Origin of the sequence: Pseudonocardia yuanmonensis (genome assembly GCF_039542425.1) — a bacterium.
In the GTDB taxonomy this organism is placed as follows: domain Bacteria; phylum Actinomycetota; class Actinomycetes; order Mycobacteriales; family Pseudonocardiaceae; genus Pseudonocardia; species Pseudonocardia yuanmonensis.
This window is the reverse complement of sequence record NZ_BAABIC010000024.1, coordinates 41945-56387: the sequence shown is the minus strand read 5'-3', so window position 1 is coordinate 56387 and position 14443 is coordinate 41945. Positions and strand designations below refer to the sequence as shown.

The window sequence follows — 14443 nt, the reverse complement described above, 5'->3', positions numbered from 1 at the left end:
GCGGTCGCTCGCGACCCGCCGACCTGCGCGCCGACCTGCGCCGACCTGCGCCGACGATGCCGCCGGGACGGCCGGGCACCCCGCCCGACCGGCCGGTCCGGCGGGCGCGCGCGGCCGCGGTGTGGCACAACTCCACCATGAGCGACTTCCTGGCCCCGCCCGTCCCGGTCGTCCCGGCCCCGTTCCACACCCCGGAGCGGGAGAAGCTGCAGGAGCAGGCGCGGGCCTTCGCGGCCGAGCGCGTCCTCCCGCTGGCCGACGAGCTGGACAAGGTCAAGGGCGAGATCCCGCGCTCGCTGCTCGACGAGCTGGCCGAGCTCGGCTACTTCGGGATCACCGTGCCGCGCGAGCACGGCGGGCTGGGCCTCGGCGCCTTCGAGTACTGCATGATCGCCGAGGAGCTGGCCCGCGGCTGGATGAGCGTCGGCAGCATCATCGCCCGGGCCCAGGGGGCCGGCACCGGCGTGGCGGACGAGTCCCGCCGCGCGGAGCTGCTGCGGCGCAGTGCCGCGGGGACCTGGATCGGGGCCATCGCCCTCTCCGAGCCCGACGCCGGGTCGGACCTCGCCGCCGTCGCGACCCGGGCGGTCCGGGACGGTGACGACTTCGTGATCACCGGGCGCAAGCGCTGGACCGGCAACGCCAAGGCCGCCGACTTCATCCAGGTGCTGGTGCGGACCGAGGACCCGAAGCCGGGGGAGCGGCGCTCGGCCGGCCTTGCCACCGTCGTCGTCGAGAAGGAGCGCGACTCCTTCCCCGAGGGCGTCACCGGGCGGCCCATCGACAAGATCGGCTACCACGGCTTCGTCACGTGGGACCTGGAGTTCGACGGCCTGCGGGTCCCGGCGGGCAACCAGCTCGCCTCCGGCGACCAGGGGTTCGCCGACACGCAGCAGTGGCTCAACATCGCCCGCGTGCACACCGCGGCCCGGGCGGTCGGGCTGGCCCGCGGCGCCGTCGAGGACTGCATCGTCTACCTGCAGAAGCGCGAGCAGTTCGAGCACCCGATCGGCGACTTCCAGGCCGTCCGGTTCAGGCTGGCCACGATGGCCGCCCGGGTCGAGCAGGCCCGGTCCTTCTACCAGCACGTCGCGCACCGGCTGGACCAGGGCGAACCCTGCGAGCGGGAGGCGGCGATGGTGAAGCTGCTGGCCACCGAGATGGCCGCCGAGGTCACCGGCGACGGCATCCAGCTGCACGGCGGCAACGGCTATACCACCGAGCACCGGGTCGAGCGCTACTGGCGGGACGCCCGGCTGACCACGATCTTCGAGGGCACGAGCGAGATCCAGCAGAAGATCATCGCGGACCGGTTGCTCCCGCGCAGCCCGCTCGGCTGACCCACCCGGCCCGCGCTGTTCACCGGGTTGGTGGAGCGGCAGCCCGCCGTGCCGGGTGGCATGGTGCCCAGATGTCCCGTGACGCGCTGCTGCGCGAGCTGCGGGCCTGCGTGTCCACCACCGGGCAGCTCCGCGACGACGAGCTCGCCCGCCACGCGCAGGCCCACGACGCCTCGCACTTCCACCTGCTGCCGACCGCGGTCGTCGTGCCGCGGGGGGCGCCCGAGGTCGGCCGGCTGCTCGCGCTGAGCCGGCGCACCGGCGTCCCGCTGACCTTCCGGTCCGGCGGGACCAGCCTGTCCGGCCAGGCCGTCACCGACCAGCTGCTCGTCGACACCCGCACGCACTTCCGCGAGGTCGAGATCCTGGACGACGGGCTGCGCGTGCGGGTGCAGCCGGGTGTCACCGTCCGGCAGCTCAACGCCCGCCTGGCCCGGTACGGGCGCCGGTTCGGCCCCGACCCGGCGAGCGAGGCGGCGTGCACGGTCGGCGGTGTGCTGGCCAACAACTCCAGCGGGATGGCCTGCGGGACCGTGGAGAACAGCTACCGCACGCTGGAGTCGGTGGTCGCGGTGCTGCCCTCCGGCACGGTGGTCGACACCGGTGCCCCGGACGCGGACGAGCGGCTGCGGGCGCTCGAGCCGGACCTCGCCAAGGGCCTGCTGGAGCTGCGGGACCGGGTCCTGGCGAACCCGGCCTCGGTCGCCACGATCGAGCGGCAGTTCGCCATGAAGAACACCATGGGCTACGGGCTGAACGCGCTGCTCGACCACGACACCCCGACCGCGATCCTCACCCACCTGCTGGTCGGCAGCGAGGGCACGCTCGCGTTCGTCGCGTCCGCGGTGTTCCGCACGGTCCCGCTGCGCACCCACGTCTCGTCCGCCCTGCTGGTGTTCGACGACCTGTTCGCGGCCAGCGAGGCGCTGCCGGCCCTCGTCGCCACGCAGGCGGCGACCCTGGAGCTGATGGACGCCACCTCGCTGCGCGTCGGGCAGTCGTTCGCGGACTGCCCGCCGGAGGTCGCCCGGATCGCGGTCGACGCCCAGGCCGCGCTGCTGCTCGAGTACCAGGCCACCTCCGGCGAGGAGCTGGCCGAGCGGGTCACCGCCGCGCAGCCGGTGCTCGCCGCCCTCCGGACCGCGGAGCCGGTGCGGCTCAGCACGGAGGCCGGCGTCCGCGGCCCGCTGTGGAAGCTGCGGAAGGGCCTCTACTCGTCCGTGGCCGGGGCCCGGCCGCAGGGGAGCACGGCCCTGCTGGAGGACGTCGTGGTGCCCGTGCCGGCCCTGGCGGAGACCTGCCGGGAGCTGGCCGTGCTGTTCGACCGGTACTCCTACCGCGACAGCGTGGTCTTCGGGCACGCCAAGGACGGCAACATCCACTTCATGCTCACCGACCGCTTCGAGACGGACGAGCAGCTCGGCCGGTACCGGGACTTCACCGAGGACATGGTCGACCTCGTGCTGGGGCAGGGTGGGTCGCTCAAGGCCGAGCACGGCACCGGGCGGGTCATGGCGCCGTACGTCCGCCGCCAGTACGGCGACGAGCTGTACGCGGTCATGCAGGAGATCAAGCGGCTCCTCGACCCGCACGGCGTGCTCAACCCGGGCGTGGTGCTCAGCGACGACCCGGACCTGCACCTCAAGCACATCAAGCTGAACCCGCAGGTGGACGCCGAGGTCGACCGCTGCACGGCCTGCGGGTTCTGCGAGCCGGTGTGCCCGAGCCGAGACCTGACGCTCACGCCGCGGCAGCGGATCGCGGCCTGGCGGTCGATCCGCGGGGCCGAGCTGGCCGGCGACGCCGTGCTCGCCGAGCGGATCCGGGCGGACTACGACTACCAGTCGGTCCAGACCTGCGCCGTGGACGGCATGTGCCAGACCGCCTGCCCGGTGCTGATCAACACCGGCGACCTGGTGAAGAAGCACCGCCGGCGGGACCAGCCGAAGGCGAACGCCGCGGCGTGGACCACGGCGGCGAAGCACTGGGGTGCGGTCACCCGGGGCGGCTCGCTCGCGCTGACCGCGCTGGACAAGGCGCCGGACGCCCTCGATCCCGCCGTCACCGCGGCGAACCGGGCGGTTCGCGCGGTGGCCGGGGCGGAGCATGTGCCGCTGTGGTCGGGGGAGCTGCCGCGCGGCGGGCCCCGCCGGGCCAGGCCGGCCCCGGCGGTGGCCCCGGCCGCCGTCTACCTCCCGTCCTGCGTGAACACGATCTTCGGGCCCGCCGGCGAGCCGGAGGGGCCCGGGGTGCAGGCGAGCGTCGAGGCGCTCTGCCGGGCCGCCGGCGTGGGGCTGCTCGTGCCGGAGGGCGTCGACTCGCTGTGCTGCGGCACGCCGTGGTCCTCCAAGGGGGTCCCCGGCGGGTACGAGGCGATGCGGGAGCGGGTCCGCCCGGTCGTGCTCGCGGCCACCCGGGACGGTGAGCTGCCGGTGATCAGCGACGCGTCGTCCTGCACCGAAGGGTTCCACGGGCTGCTCGAGGGCACCGGCGTCCGGGTCGTGGACGCGATGCGGTTCGTGGTCGACGAGGTCCTGCCGCGGCTGGGCGAGCACGCGACCGTGGCGTCCGTGTCCGTGCACCCGACCTGCTCCTCCGTGCGGATGCAGCTCGATCCGGCGCTCCTCGCCCTCGCGCACGCGGTGGCCGACGAGGTGCACGTCCCGGACGAGTGGGGGTGCTGCGCCTTCGCCGGCGACCGCGGCCTGCTCCACCCCGAGCTGACCGCCTCGGCGACCGCACGGGAGGCCGCCGAGGTCCGCGAGCGGGACGCCGCCGCGCACGTGTCCTGCAACCGCACCTGCGAGCTGGGCATGACCCGGGCGACGGGCCGTACCTACCGGCACGTCCTCGAGCTGCTCGCCTCCCTGACCGTGTGAGCGAACGGCGCTCTCGCTCATCCCTGGTGAGCGAGAGTGCCGTTCGCCCGGTTCGTCAGGAGTCGCCGAAGCCGGTGACCCACACGACGGCCTCGCCCGCCTCGTCCGACGCGGCGAGGTCGACCTCGGCGGTGATGGCCCAGTCGCGGTCGCCGGCGGGGTCGTCGATCACCTGGCGGACGAGCCAGCGCTCCGGCTCCTCCACGATGTCGATCATCTTCGGGCCGCGGGCGTCCGGGCCGATCCCGATGCCGCCGAACCCGTGCAGGTCGAAGAAGGGCAGGAAGGCCTCGCGCCAGCGCTCCGCGGTCCACCCCGCCTCCTTGTCCAGCTCGCCGAGCAGGTCCCAGCGCTGCAGGGACGCGAGCTCCACGCGGCGGAACAGGGCGTTGCGGACCAGCACGCGGAAGGCCCGGGCGTTGCGGGTGACGCCGGCCGGGCCCTCGTCGAGGGAGGGCGGCGCGGACTCGTCCTCGACCCCGCCGCCGGCCGCGAGCTTCTCCCACTCGTCGAGCAGCGAGGAGTCGACCTGGCGTACCAGCTCGCCGAGCCACTCGATCTGGTCGGTCAGCTCGTCCGTGCGCGCGTGCTCGGGCACGGTCTGGCGCAGCGCCCGGTAGCAGTCCGCGAGGTAGCGCAGCACCAGCCCCTCGGAGCGGGCGAGCTGGTAAAACGCGACGTACTCGTGGAAGGTCATGGCCCGCTCGGACATGTCCCGCACCACGGACTTGGGCGAGAGCCGGGCGTCCTCCACCCACGGCGCGCCGCGCCGGTAGGTCTCCAGTGCGCCGACCAGCAGCTCCTCCAGCGGCTTCGGGTACGAGACGTCCTCGAGGAGCGTCATCCGCTCCTCGTACTCGATGCCCTCGGCCTTCATCGACGCGACGGCCTCGCCCTTGGCCTTGTTCTCCTGGGCGTAGAGCACCGGGCGGGGATCGTCGAGCGTGGCCTCGACGACCGAGACGACGTCGTGCGCGTACGACGGCGAGTCCCGGTCGAGCAGGTCGAAGGCGGCCAGGGCGAAGGGCGACAGCGGCTGGTTGAGCGCGAAGTCGAGCTGGAGGTCGCCGACGAGTCGGACGGTGCGGCCCTCCGCGTCGGGCGCGTCGAGCTTCTCCACCACGCCCGCGGCGAGCAGGGCCCGATAGATCGCGATGGCGCGCAGGATGTGCTTGCGCTGCCGGGACCGCGGCTCGTGGTTGTCCTCGAGCAGGTGCCGCATCGCGGTGAACGCGTCCCCGTGCCGGGAGATCACATTCAGCAGCATCGCGTGCGACACGTGGAAGTGGCTGGTCAGCGGCTCGGGCTGGGCGGCCTGCAGCTTCTCGTAGGAGGTCTGGGACCAGCCGACGAAGCCCTCCGGCGGCTGCTTGCGCACCACCCGGCGGCGCTTCTTCGGGTCGTCGCCGGCCTTCTGCAGGGCCTTGTGGTTCTCGATCTCGTGCTCGGGCGCCTCGGCGACGACCGTGCCGACGGTGTCGTATCCCGCCCGCCCGGCCCGCCCGGCGATCTGGTGGAACTCGCGCGCCTTGAGCGGGCGGGTGCGCCGGCCGTCGTACTTCGACAGGCCGGTGAACAGCACGGTCCGGATCGGCACGTTGATCCCGACGCCGAGGGTGTCCGTGCCGCAGATGACCTTGAGCAGCCCGGCCTGGGCGAGGGTCTCCACGAGCCGGCGGTAGCGGGGCAGCATCCCGGCGTGGTGCACGCCGATCCCGTGCCGGACCAGCCGGGACAGGGTCCTGCCGAAGCCCGCGGTGAACCGGAAGTCGCCGATCAGCTCGGCGATCGCGGCCTTCTCCTCCTTCGAGGTGACGTTGACGCTCATCAGCGCCTGCGCCCGCTCGACGGCCGACTGCTGGGTGAAGTGCACGACGTAGACCGGCGCCTCGTGCGTCTCCAGCAGCTCGGTGATCGTCTCGTGCAGCGGGGTGAGGACGTACCGGTAGTGCAGCGGCACGGGCCGCTCGACCGAGGTGATCTCCCGGGTGGCGCGGCCGGTGCGGCGGGTGAGGTCGTCCCGGAAGAACGACGTGTCGCCCAGCGTGGCGCTCATCAGCAGGAACTGCGCCTGCGGCAGCTCGACCAGCGGCACCTGCCAGGCCCAGCCGCGGTCCGGGTCGGCGTAGAAGTGGAACTCGTCCATCACGACCGAGCCGACGTCCGCCTTCGCGCCCTGGCGCAGTGCGATGTTGGCCAGGATCTCCGCGGTGCAGCAGATGATCTCGGCGCCCTCGTTCACCGCGGCGTCGCCGGTCAGCATGCCGACCTTGTCGGCGCCGAAGACGTCGATCAGGTCGAAGAACTTCTCGCTGACCAGCGCCTTGATCGGAGCGGTGTAGAAGGTACGGGCGCCGCGGGCGACCGCGGCGGCGTGCGCGGCGATCGCGACGAGCGACTTCCCCGATCCGGTGGGGGTGGAGAGGATGACGTTGCCGCCGGTCGCGATCTCCAGCAGCGCCTCCTCCTGTGCGGGGTAGAGCGAGAGGCCCCGCTCCTCGAAGGCCCAGTCCGCGAAGACCCCGACCAGGGCGTCCGGATCGTCGCCCCGGGGGAGGCGGTCGGTGAGCAGGGCGGCGGAGGTGGCGGTCATGATGCCGCCGATTGTCCACGAGTCCGCCCGCGCGGGCCGACCTGCCTGCTCAGACCACCGTGACCGCGAGCACGAGGGCGGCGAGGGCGGTGTCGAGCACCGCGCAGAACACCGCCATCGACGGCACGACCACGCGCCCGGTGCGGTGGTGGTGGACGTCCCAGCCCGCGTGCACGAGCAGCGCACCCGCCACCAGCGCCCCCGACCACCCCGGCGACGCCTGCGCCGCCACCAGCGCGGCCGCCCCCAGCACCAGCATCGCCGCCGCCTGCAGGGGAAGGCCCCACGGCGGGCGGAGCCGGCCCCTGGCCAGGCCCACCACCGCGAGCACGGCGGCGAGCGCGAGCATCCAGACCGAGGGGTCGATACCGGGCACCGCCTTCCCCACGCCGATCAGCACGACGGACACGCCGAAGGCCGGCCACGCCGCGACGCGCGAGCCGAGCGCCGCGGCCGTCAGGTAGACGAACCCGGAGGCGGCGACGACGGGGGCGACCTCGGCCCCGTCCACGATCCCCAGCCCGGAGGCGACGCCCACGGCGAGTCCGGCCGCGGCCGGCCAGGTCCGGTGGAACCAGGTCTGCCGGCGGGACATCCCCTGCTCGATCGCGGTCACGGCGCCTCCTCGGTCGTCTGATACCCCAGAGGGGTATCAGGCGCGCCCGGTGCACGGAACTGCTTCGGCCGGAACCGCGGGCGGCCCGTCCGGATCCGCCCGCTCAGAGGGTCCGGACCATCCGGATCATGCAGCCCCGCGGCCACCGGTCCAGGCCCCGGGCCCGTTCGGCGGCCCGGACCGCGCGCAGGCCGGGGGTGAGCTCCTCCTCGGCCAGCCAGCGGAACCCGCACCGGAGGTAGTACGGCCCGTTCCACGGGACCTCGACGAAGGTCGTCAGGGTGAGGGCGGGCAGCTCCGCGCGCCGGGCCGTGGCCGCGGCGTCCTCGAGCAGGGCACGCCCCAGCCGTCGCCGGGCGTGGTCGGGGTGCACGGACACCTGCTCGACGTGCAGGGCGCCGTCCAGCGGCTCGGCCAGCAGGTAGGCGGCGATGCGCCCCTCCTGGTCCACGACGCGCACGGCGCCGGCGCGTACCGGTCCGAGGAGCTCCGCCGCGGTGGGCGGCTCGTCGTCAGCGATCGCGTCCATGCCGAGGCTCCTGAAGGGCGCGCCCGCCGCGCGCTCGAGCTCGCGGAGGGCCTCGACGTCCGCCGGCCCCGCGGCCCTGATCGACAGCCCGTCTTGCAGCCCCTCCGGCAAACCGTCCGGCGGCCCGACGGGCACGGTCGCGTCCACGGCGTCAGCCTGCTCCGGCCCGGTCGCCGCGGGAAAGCCGATTCCGCCCGCCCGCGCACCACCTGCCGCAGATCACGGTGCCCTGGGCGCGCTGCCACCGCCGTACGGCCGATCAGGTGACACATCCCCCGTACGGCCGTTTACCGTGGGGAGCGTGACAGGGCGGGGAGCGGGCACGGGCATGCCCGACGTCGTCCCGCCGATGCTCCCCTCCCAGGGGGACCTGGCCGACGGCGAGCGGGGCGGCGACTGGGCGGTCGAGTTCGCCTGGGCGGGCTTCCGCTGCGTCGCCTACGTCCGTCCCGGGCACGTCCGGCTGCTCTCGTCGACCGCGCGCAGCGTGACCCGCAGCTTCCCCGAGCTCGCCGTGCTCGGCGACCGGGTGCGCGGGGCCGGGTTGGTGCTCGACGGCGTGGTCGTCGCCCTCGACGACGCCGGTCGCCCGAGCCGGCGCCCGCTGATGCGCCGGACCTCCACGGTGGCGCCCTCGGAGTCGCTGCGCGCGCGGGTGCCCGTCGGGTTCGTGGTCACGGACCTGCTGTGGCTGGACGGGCGCCCGCTGCTGCGCCGCCCCTACGCCGAGCGCCGCCGGCTGCTGGAGGGCCTGGACATCGCCGGGCCGCACGTGCTGGTGCCGCCCTCGCACCCCGCGGCGGAGGCGGGGTTCGTGATGGAGGCCGCCGAGCGCTTCGGGCTCGACGGGCTCCACCTCAAGCGGGTCGACGCCGCGTACAAGGCCGGCCGCCGGACCCGGGACTGGCTGCGGGTGCCGCTGCGCCGGGCGCGCCCGGTCGTGGTCGGGGGCTGGATGCCGGCCGAGCGGAACCGGCCCGGGCGGGTCGGGGCACTGCTGCTCGGCATCCCGGACACCCCGCCCGTGCCCGGTGGGCCGCTCGGGCCGCTGCGCTACGTCGGGCGCGTGGGCGTGGGATCGGGCGCCGCGCGCCGCGAGATCGGCGAGCTGCTTCGCACCCTGAACGCGCAGGTCCCCCCGTTCGTGCCCGCCGGCCCGGGGGCAGTACCCGACGCGGTCGCCGACGACGCGCGCTGGGTCGTGCCCCGGATCGTCGGGCAGGCCGAGTACCAGGGCTGGACACGCGGGGCGCACCTCCGGCTGCCGGTGTGGCGCGGGATCCTGCGGCCCGGCGAGGTCGCGCCGGAGGACTGGGCGGGCACGCCCTGGGACCGGGACGCGGGCGCGGGGACCGGGGAGACCGGCGAGTGCGCCACACCGGGGTCCGAGGACGCCGAGGTCTGGGGTCCCCGCCGACGCGGCGAGCGGGTCCGCACCCCGCACGAGCACGGCCGCCGCACCGGCCGCGCCGACCGCGCCGACAGCGCCGACGGGGAGGACGTGGGCCACGGCGCGGGTGCGACCCCGGCCGCACCCATCCCGGAGCCGCCCACCCCACCCCCGGCCCTCCCGCCGGTGCCCGCACGTCCCGAGGCGCCGCCGCCGGCCTCCGCCAGCTCGCTCAACCGCAGCCTCGAGCAGCACTTCGTCTACAACGCGTTCAACACCATCGCGGCCCTGATGCGCACCGATCCCGCGCAGGCCCGCGAGCTCCTGCTGGGCTTCGCCGACCTCAGCCGGACCGCCGACCGGGTGGGCACCCCGGAGATCCCGCTGGCCGACGAGCTGGCCGCCGTGCGGGCCTACCTGGCCATCGAGAAGGCGCGGTTCGGCCGCCGGCTGGAGGCCGAGGTGACGGTCGGGGAGGGGCTCGCCGCGCAGCTCCGCGATCTGTCCGTCGCCCCGCTGCAGGTGCTGGTCCTCGTCCGCGAGACCGTCCAGCAGCAGATCGAGCCGCGCCCGGAGGGCGGCGCGGTGACCGTGCACGTCGCGGCGGACGGCGCGGGCGGCGCGGAGGTGGTCGTGACCGACCGGGGCCACGGCGAACGCAGGCTGCGGCTGCCCGCACCCGCCGCCTGTTCCGGCTGAGACGACCCTCCTGTGTGAACGGCGTGTGACAACCTGACCGGCGAGGCGTGACCGAGGCGGCGCCGGTCTGCGGGCGCGATCAGGAGGACGCTACGGTTCCGCCCATGCTCGGCCTCCCCGACGGCGCACGCGCCTGCCTGTTCGACCTGGACGGTGTGCTCACCGACACCGCCGGCGTGCACGCGGCCTCGTGGAAGACGATGTTCGACGAGTACCTCGAGAAGCGGGAGGGCCCGGGCTACCGGCCCTTCGACCTCGCCGCGGACTACGGGCCCTACGTCGACGGCAAGCCGCGGCTGGAGGGCACCCGCAGCTTCCTCGCCTCGCGCGGGATCACCCTGCCCGACGGCAGCCCGGACGACCCGCCGGACGCGGAGACGCTGTGGGGCCTGTCCACGCGCAAGAACGACCTGGTGCAGGTCGTGCTGCGGGAGAAGGGCGTCGACGTCTACCCGGCCTCCCGGCCGTACCTGGAGGCCGTGCGGAAGGCGGGCCTGAAGGTGGCCGTGGTGTCGTCGTCGGCCAACGCCGAGCAGGTGCTCGACGTGGCCGGGCTGTCCGACCTCATCGACCACCGGGTGGACGGCGTGGCGGCCCGGGCGCGGCACCTGCCGGGCAAGCCCAACCCCGACACCTTCCTCGCCGCCGCGCAGGACCTGGACGTCCCGGCGACCGCGGCGGTCGTGTACGAGGACGCGCTGGCCGGCGTCGCGGCGGGCCGGGCCGGCGGGTTCGGCCGGGTCGTCGGCGTCGACCGGCTCGGGCACGCCGACGCGCTGCGCGAGCACGGCGCCGACGTGGTGGTGTCCGACCTCTCCGAGCTGTTGGAGGACCAGTAGTGAAGCCGGACGCGGGCCGCACGTTCGCGGTCGAGCCCTGGGTCGTGCGCGAACCGACCCTCGACATCGCCGCGATGGGGCAGACGGAGTCGGTCTTCGCGCTGTCCAACGGCCACATCGGACTGCGCGGCAACCTCGACGAGGGCGATCCGCACCACCTGCCCGGGACCTACCTGAACTCCTTCTACGAGGTCCGGCCGCTGCCCTACGCCGAGGGCGGCTACGGCTACCCGGAGTCCGGGCAGACGATCATCAACGTCACCAACGGCAAGCTGATCCGGCTGCTGGTCGACGACGAGCCCTTCGACCTGCGCTACGGCAAGCTCCGCCGGCACGAGCGGGTGCTCGACCTGCGCGCCGGCACGCTCAGCCGGGAGGTCGAGTGGGAGTCCCCGGCCGGGCGCGTGGTGCGCGTGCGCAGCATCCGGCTGGTGTCGCTGACGCAGCGCGCGATCGCCGCGATCTGCTACGAGGTCGAGGTGCTCGACGAGGCCGCACTGCTCGTCGTGCAGTCCGAGCTGGTGGCCAACGAGCAGCTGCCCGCCCGCGGCGCGGACGACCCGCGCCTGGAGGCCGCGCTCACCAACGCCCTGATCTCGGAGATGCACCGGGCCGACGAGGCCGGGGCCACGCTGGTGCACAGCACCCGCAAGTCGGGGCTGCGGGTGGCCGCGGCGATGGATCACGAGGTGCACGGGCCGGAGGGCATCAAGATCACCTCGGACGCCACCGAGGACGCCGGCAGCACCACGATCATCGGGCGGGTCAAGCCGGGGGAGACCCTCAAGGTCGTCAAGTACCTCTCCTACGGCTGGTCCTCGCAGCGCAGCCTGCCCGCGGTGTACGACCAGGTCCGGGCCGCGCTGGCCGCCGCCCGCTACACCGGCTGGGACGGCCTGCTCCGCGAGCAGGCCGACTACCTCGAGGACTTCTGGGAGACCGCGGACGTCGAGATCGACGGCGACGCGGAGCTGCAGCAGGCCGTCCGGTTGGCCACCTTCCACGTGCTGCAGGCCGGCGCCCGGGCGGAGCGCCGCTGCATCTCGGCGAAGGGTCTCACCGCGGACGGCTACGACGGCCACACCTTCTGGGACACCGAGACGTTCTGCCTGCAGGTGCTGTCCTTCCTCGCGCCGGACGCCGCGGCGGACGCGCTGCGCTGGCGGCAGTCGATCCTGCCGCAGGCCTTCGACCGCGCCCAGCAGCTCGGGCTGGACGGGGCGGCCTACCCGTGGCGCACCATCCGCGGCGAGGAGTGCTCGGGGTACTGGCCCGCCGGCACCGCGGCCTTCCACATCAACGCGGACATCGCCGACGCCGTCCGCCGGCACGTCGCCGCGACCGGCGACACGAACTTCGAGCTCGAGGTGGGCCTGGAGATCCTGGTCGCGACCGCCCGGCTGTGGCGCTCGCTGGGCCACCACGACTCCGCGGGCGAGTTCCGCATCGACGGCGTGACCGGCCCGGACGAGTACTCGGCGATCGTGGACAACAACGTCTACACGAACCTGATGGCGCAGCTGAACCTGCGCTACGCCGCCGAGGTCGCCGCGAAGCACCCGCGCAGCGCGGCCAAGCTGGGCGTGAACTCCGAGGAGATGGCCAGCTGGCGGGACGCGGCGGCCTCGATGCGGATCCCGTACGACGACGAGCTCCGCGTGCACCCGCAGTCCGAGGGCTTCACCAAGCACAAGATCTGGGACTTCGAGAACACCCCGGCCGACACCTACCCCCTGCTGCTGCACTACCCGTACTTCGACCTGTACCGCAAGCAGGTGATCAAGCAGGCCGACCTGGTGCTGGCGATGCAGCTCCGGCCGGACGCGTTCACCCCCGAGCAGATGCGCCGCAACTTCGCCTACTACGAGGCGATCACGGTGCGGGACTCGTCGCTGTCGGCGTGCACCCAGTCGATGGTCGCCGCGCGGACGGGGCACCTGGACCTGGCCTACGACTACCTGGCCGAGGCCGCGCTGATCGACCTGAACAACCTGGCCGGCAACACCGACCACGGGATGCACATCGCCTCCATGGCCGGGACCTGGGTGGCGATCACCACCGGGCTCGGCGGGATGACGTGTGACGCGACCGGGCTGGCCTTCGCGCCGGTCCTGCCCGCGGCGCTCACCCGCATCTCCTTCGGGCTGCGCTGGCAGGGGCGGCACATCCGGGTCACGATCACGCCGGACGAGGTGGAGTACCGGCTGGTCAGCGGCCCGCCGATGCGGCTGCGCCACCACGGCGAGCCGGTCGCGCTGGCCGAGGACCCGCAGGTGCGGCCGCTGCCGTCGCAGCACCACGTCGACCCGGTGGAGCAGCCGTACGGCCGCGCGCCGCGCCAGCGGCACCACGGGAGCTGACCCGGAGCCGGGGCCGCCCGCCGGGCGACCCCGCAGGTTCGGTCACCCGGGGGATTGCGCGAGGGCGGCCGGGGTATCTCCCGGCCGTGACCGCAGCAGCAGCCGATGCGCCCGCCGGGCTCGTCCGCTCCGACCCCTCGACCCCGGGGTACGGGCGGCGCCGCTCCGGCCGGGGCTGGGTGTTCCTCGCGCCGGACGGGAGCCGGATCGACGACCGGGCGGAGATCGCGCGGATCAAGAGCCTGGTCATCCCGCCCGCGTGGCGGGACGTCTGGATCTCGCCCGACCCCCGCGGCCACATCCAGGCCGTCGGGACGGACGACGCCGGCCGCCGGCAGTACCGCTACCACGACGACTGGCGGCGGGCCCGGGACCAGGAGAAACACGACCGGGTGCTCTCCCTGGGCCTCAGGCTGGCCGACATCCGCGGGGAGATCACCGCGCGGCTCGAGCCCAGCGGGCTGCACCGCGAGCGGGTGCTCGCCGGGGCCGTGCGGATGCTGGACATCGGGGTCTTCCGGGCCGGCGGCGAGCAGTACGCCCCGAGCTGCGGCGACGACGGGTCGGACGACTGCGGACACGACGGCGACGACCACGACGAATCGGGCACCTTCGGTCTGGCCACGTTGCGCCGCGAGCACGTCACGCTGCGCCGGGGCCTGATCCACTTCGACTACCCGGCCAAGGGCGGGGTGCCGCGCAAGCTCGACCTGCGCGACCCGCTGCTGCACCGGCTGGTCAACGGGCTGCTGCGGCGCAAGGGCGGCGGCGAGGACCTGCTGGCCTACAAGATGGGCCGGACGAGCTGGCACGACGTGCGCTCCGAGGACCTCAACAGCGCGGTGAAGGAGCTGGCGGGGGACGGGTTCACCTGCAAGGACCTGCGGACGTGGAACGCCACGGTGCTCGCCGCCGTCACCCTGGCCGGGGCGGTCGCGGAGGAGGGCCGGGTGCCGTCGGCGAAGCGGGCGCGGGCCCGGATGGTGCGGCACGCCATCACCACGGTCTCCGACCACCTCGGCAACACCCCGACCGTGGCGAAGAACTCCTACGTGGACCCGCGGGTGGTGGAGCAGTTCGAGGAGGGCCGCACCGTGCTGGTGGCGCTGAAGCGGCTGGAGACCCCCGACCTCACGGACGACCGGAGTCGGGCGGCGGTGGAGCGGGCGGTCGTGCGCCTGATCAAGGGCTGAGCCCG

At 74.3% G+C, this 14443-nt stretch carries 9 protein-coding genes; 6 read left to right on the top strand and 3 right to left on the bottom strand.

Annotated elements, in window-relative coordinates:
* The first annotated feature begins 137 nt into the window (after positions 1 to 137).
* Together ABD990_RS27745 and ABD990_RS27740 are read left to right on the top strand one after the other, a co-directional pair.
* Positions 138 to 1340 carry an acyl-CoA dehydrogenase family protein gene (locus ABD990_RS27745; protein WP_345383702.1) on the top strand — a complete coding sequence of 401 codons (1203 nt, stop codon included), beginning with the start codon at positions 138 to 140 and terminating at the stop codon, positions 1338 to 1340.
* A gap of 71 nt (positions 1341 to 1411) precedes the next feature.
* Positions 1412 to 4219 carry an FAD-binding and (Fe-S)-binding domain-containing protein gene (locus ABD990_RS27740; RefSeq protein WP_345383701.1) on the top strand — a complete coding sequence of 936 codons (2808 nt, stop codon included), beginning with the start codon at positions 1412 to 1414 and terminating at the stop codon, positions 4217 to 4219.
* Between the two features lie 55 nt (positions 4220 to 4274).
* Here the strand turns inward: ABD990_RS27740 and ABD990_RS27735 are convergent, their stop codons facing one another.
* The 3 genes from ABD990_RS27735 to ABD990_RS27725 form a co-directional block, all read right to left on the bottom strand.
* The gene (locus ABD990_RS27735; RefSeq protein WP_345383700.1) at positions 4275 to 6812 is read right to left on the bottom strand and encodes a DEAD/DEAH box helicase; all 2538 of its coding nucleotides are present in this window, start codon (positions 6810 to 6812) and stop codon (positions 4275 to 4277) included.
* A gap of 49 nt (positions 6813 to 6861) precedes the next feature.
* Positions 6862 to 7428, bottom strand: coding sequence for a hypothetical protein (locus ABD990_RS27730; RefSeq protein ID WP_345383699.1), 567 nt, complete (start codon positions 7426 to 7428; stop codon positions 6862 to 6864).
* Between the two features lie 103 nt (positions 7429 to 7531).
* Positions 7532 to 8038, bottom strand: coding sequence for a GNAT family N-acetyltransferase (locus tag ABD990_RS27725; RefSeq protein ID WP_345383752.1), 507 nt, complete (start codon positions 8036 to 8038; stop codon positions 7532 to 7534).
* Between the two features lie 220 nt (positions 8039 to 8258).
* Here ABD990_RS27725 and ABD990_RS27720 point away from each other — a divergent pair, with 220 nt between their 5' ends.
* From ABD990_RS27720 to ABD990_RS27705, 4 genes are all read left to right on the top strand, one after another.
* Positions 8259 to 10046, top strand: a complete 1788-nt coding sequence (locus ABD990_RS27720) for an ATP-dependent DNA ligase (protein WP_345383698.1) — start codon at positions 8259 to 8261, stop codon at positions 10044 to 10046.
* A gap of 104 nt (positions 10047 to 10150) precedes the next feature.
* Entirely contained in the window at positions 10151 to 10885 is a 735-nt protein-coding gene (locus ABD990_RS27715; RefSeq protein ID WP_345383697.1) for a beta-phosphoglucomutase family hydrolase, read from the top strand.
* A complete protein-coding gene (locus ABD990_RS27710) occupies positions 10885 to 13245 on the top strand; it encodes a glycoside hydrolase family 65 protein (protein WP_345383696.1) in 2361 nt (786 codons plus the stop codon). Before ABD990_RS27715 ends, ABD990_RS27710 begins: the two co-directional genes overlap by 1 nt.
* 86 nt (positions 13246 to 13331) lie before the next feature.
* Positions 13332 to 14438: a DNA topoisomerase IB gene (locus ABD990_RS27705; protein ID WP_345383695.1), complete on the top strand. Its 1107-nt coding sequence runs from the start codon at positions 13332 to 13334 to the stop codon at positions 14436 to 14438.
* Positions 14439 to 14443 lie beyond the last annotated feature (5 nt).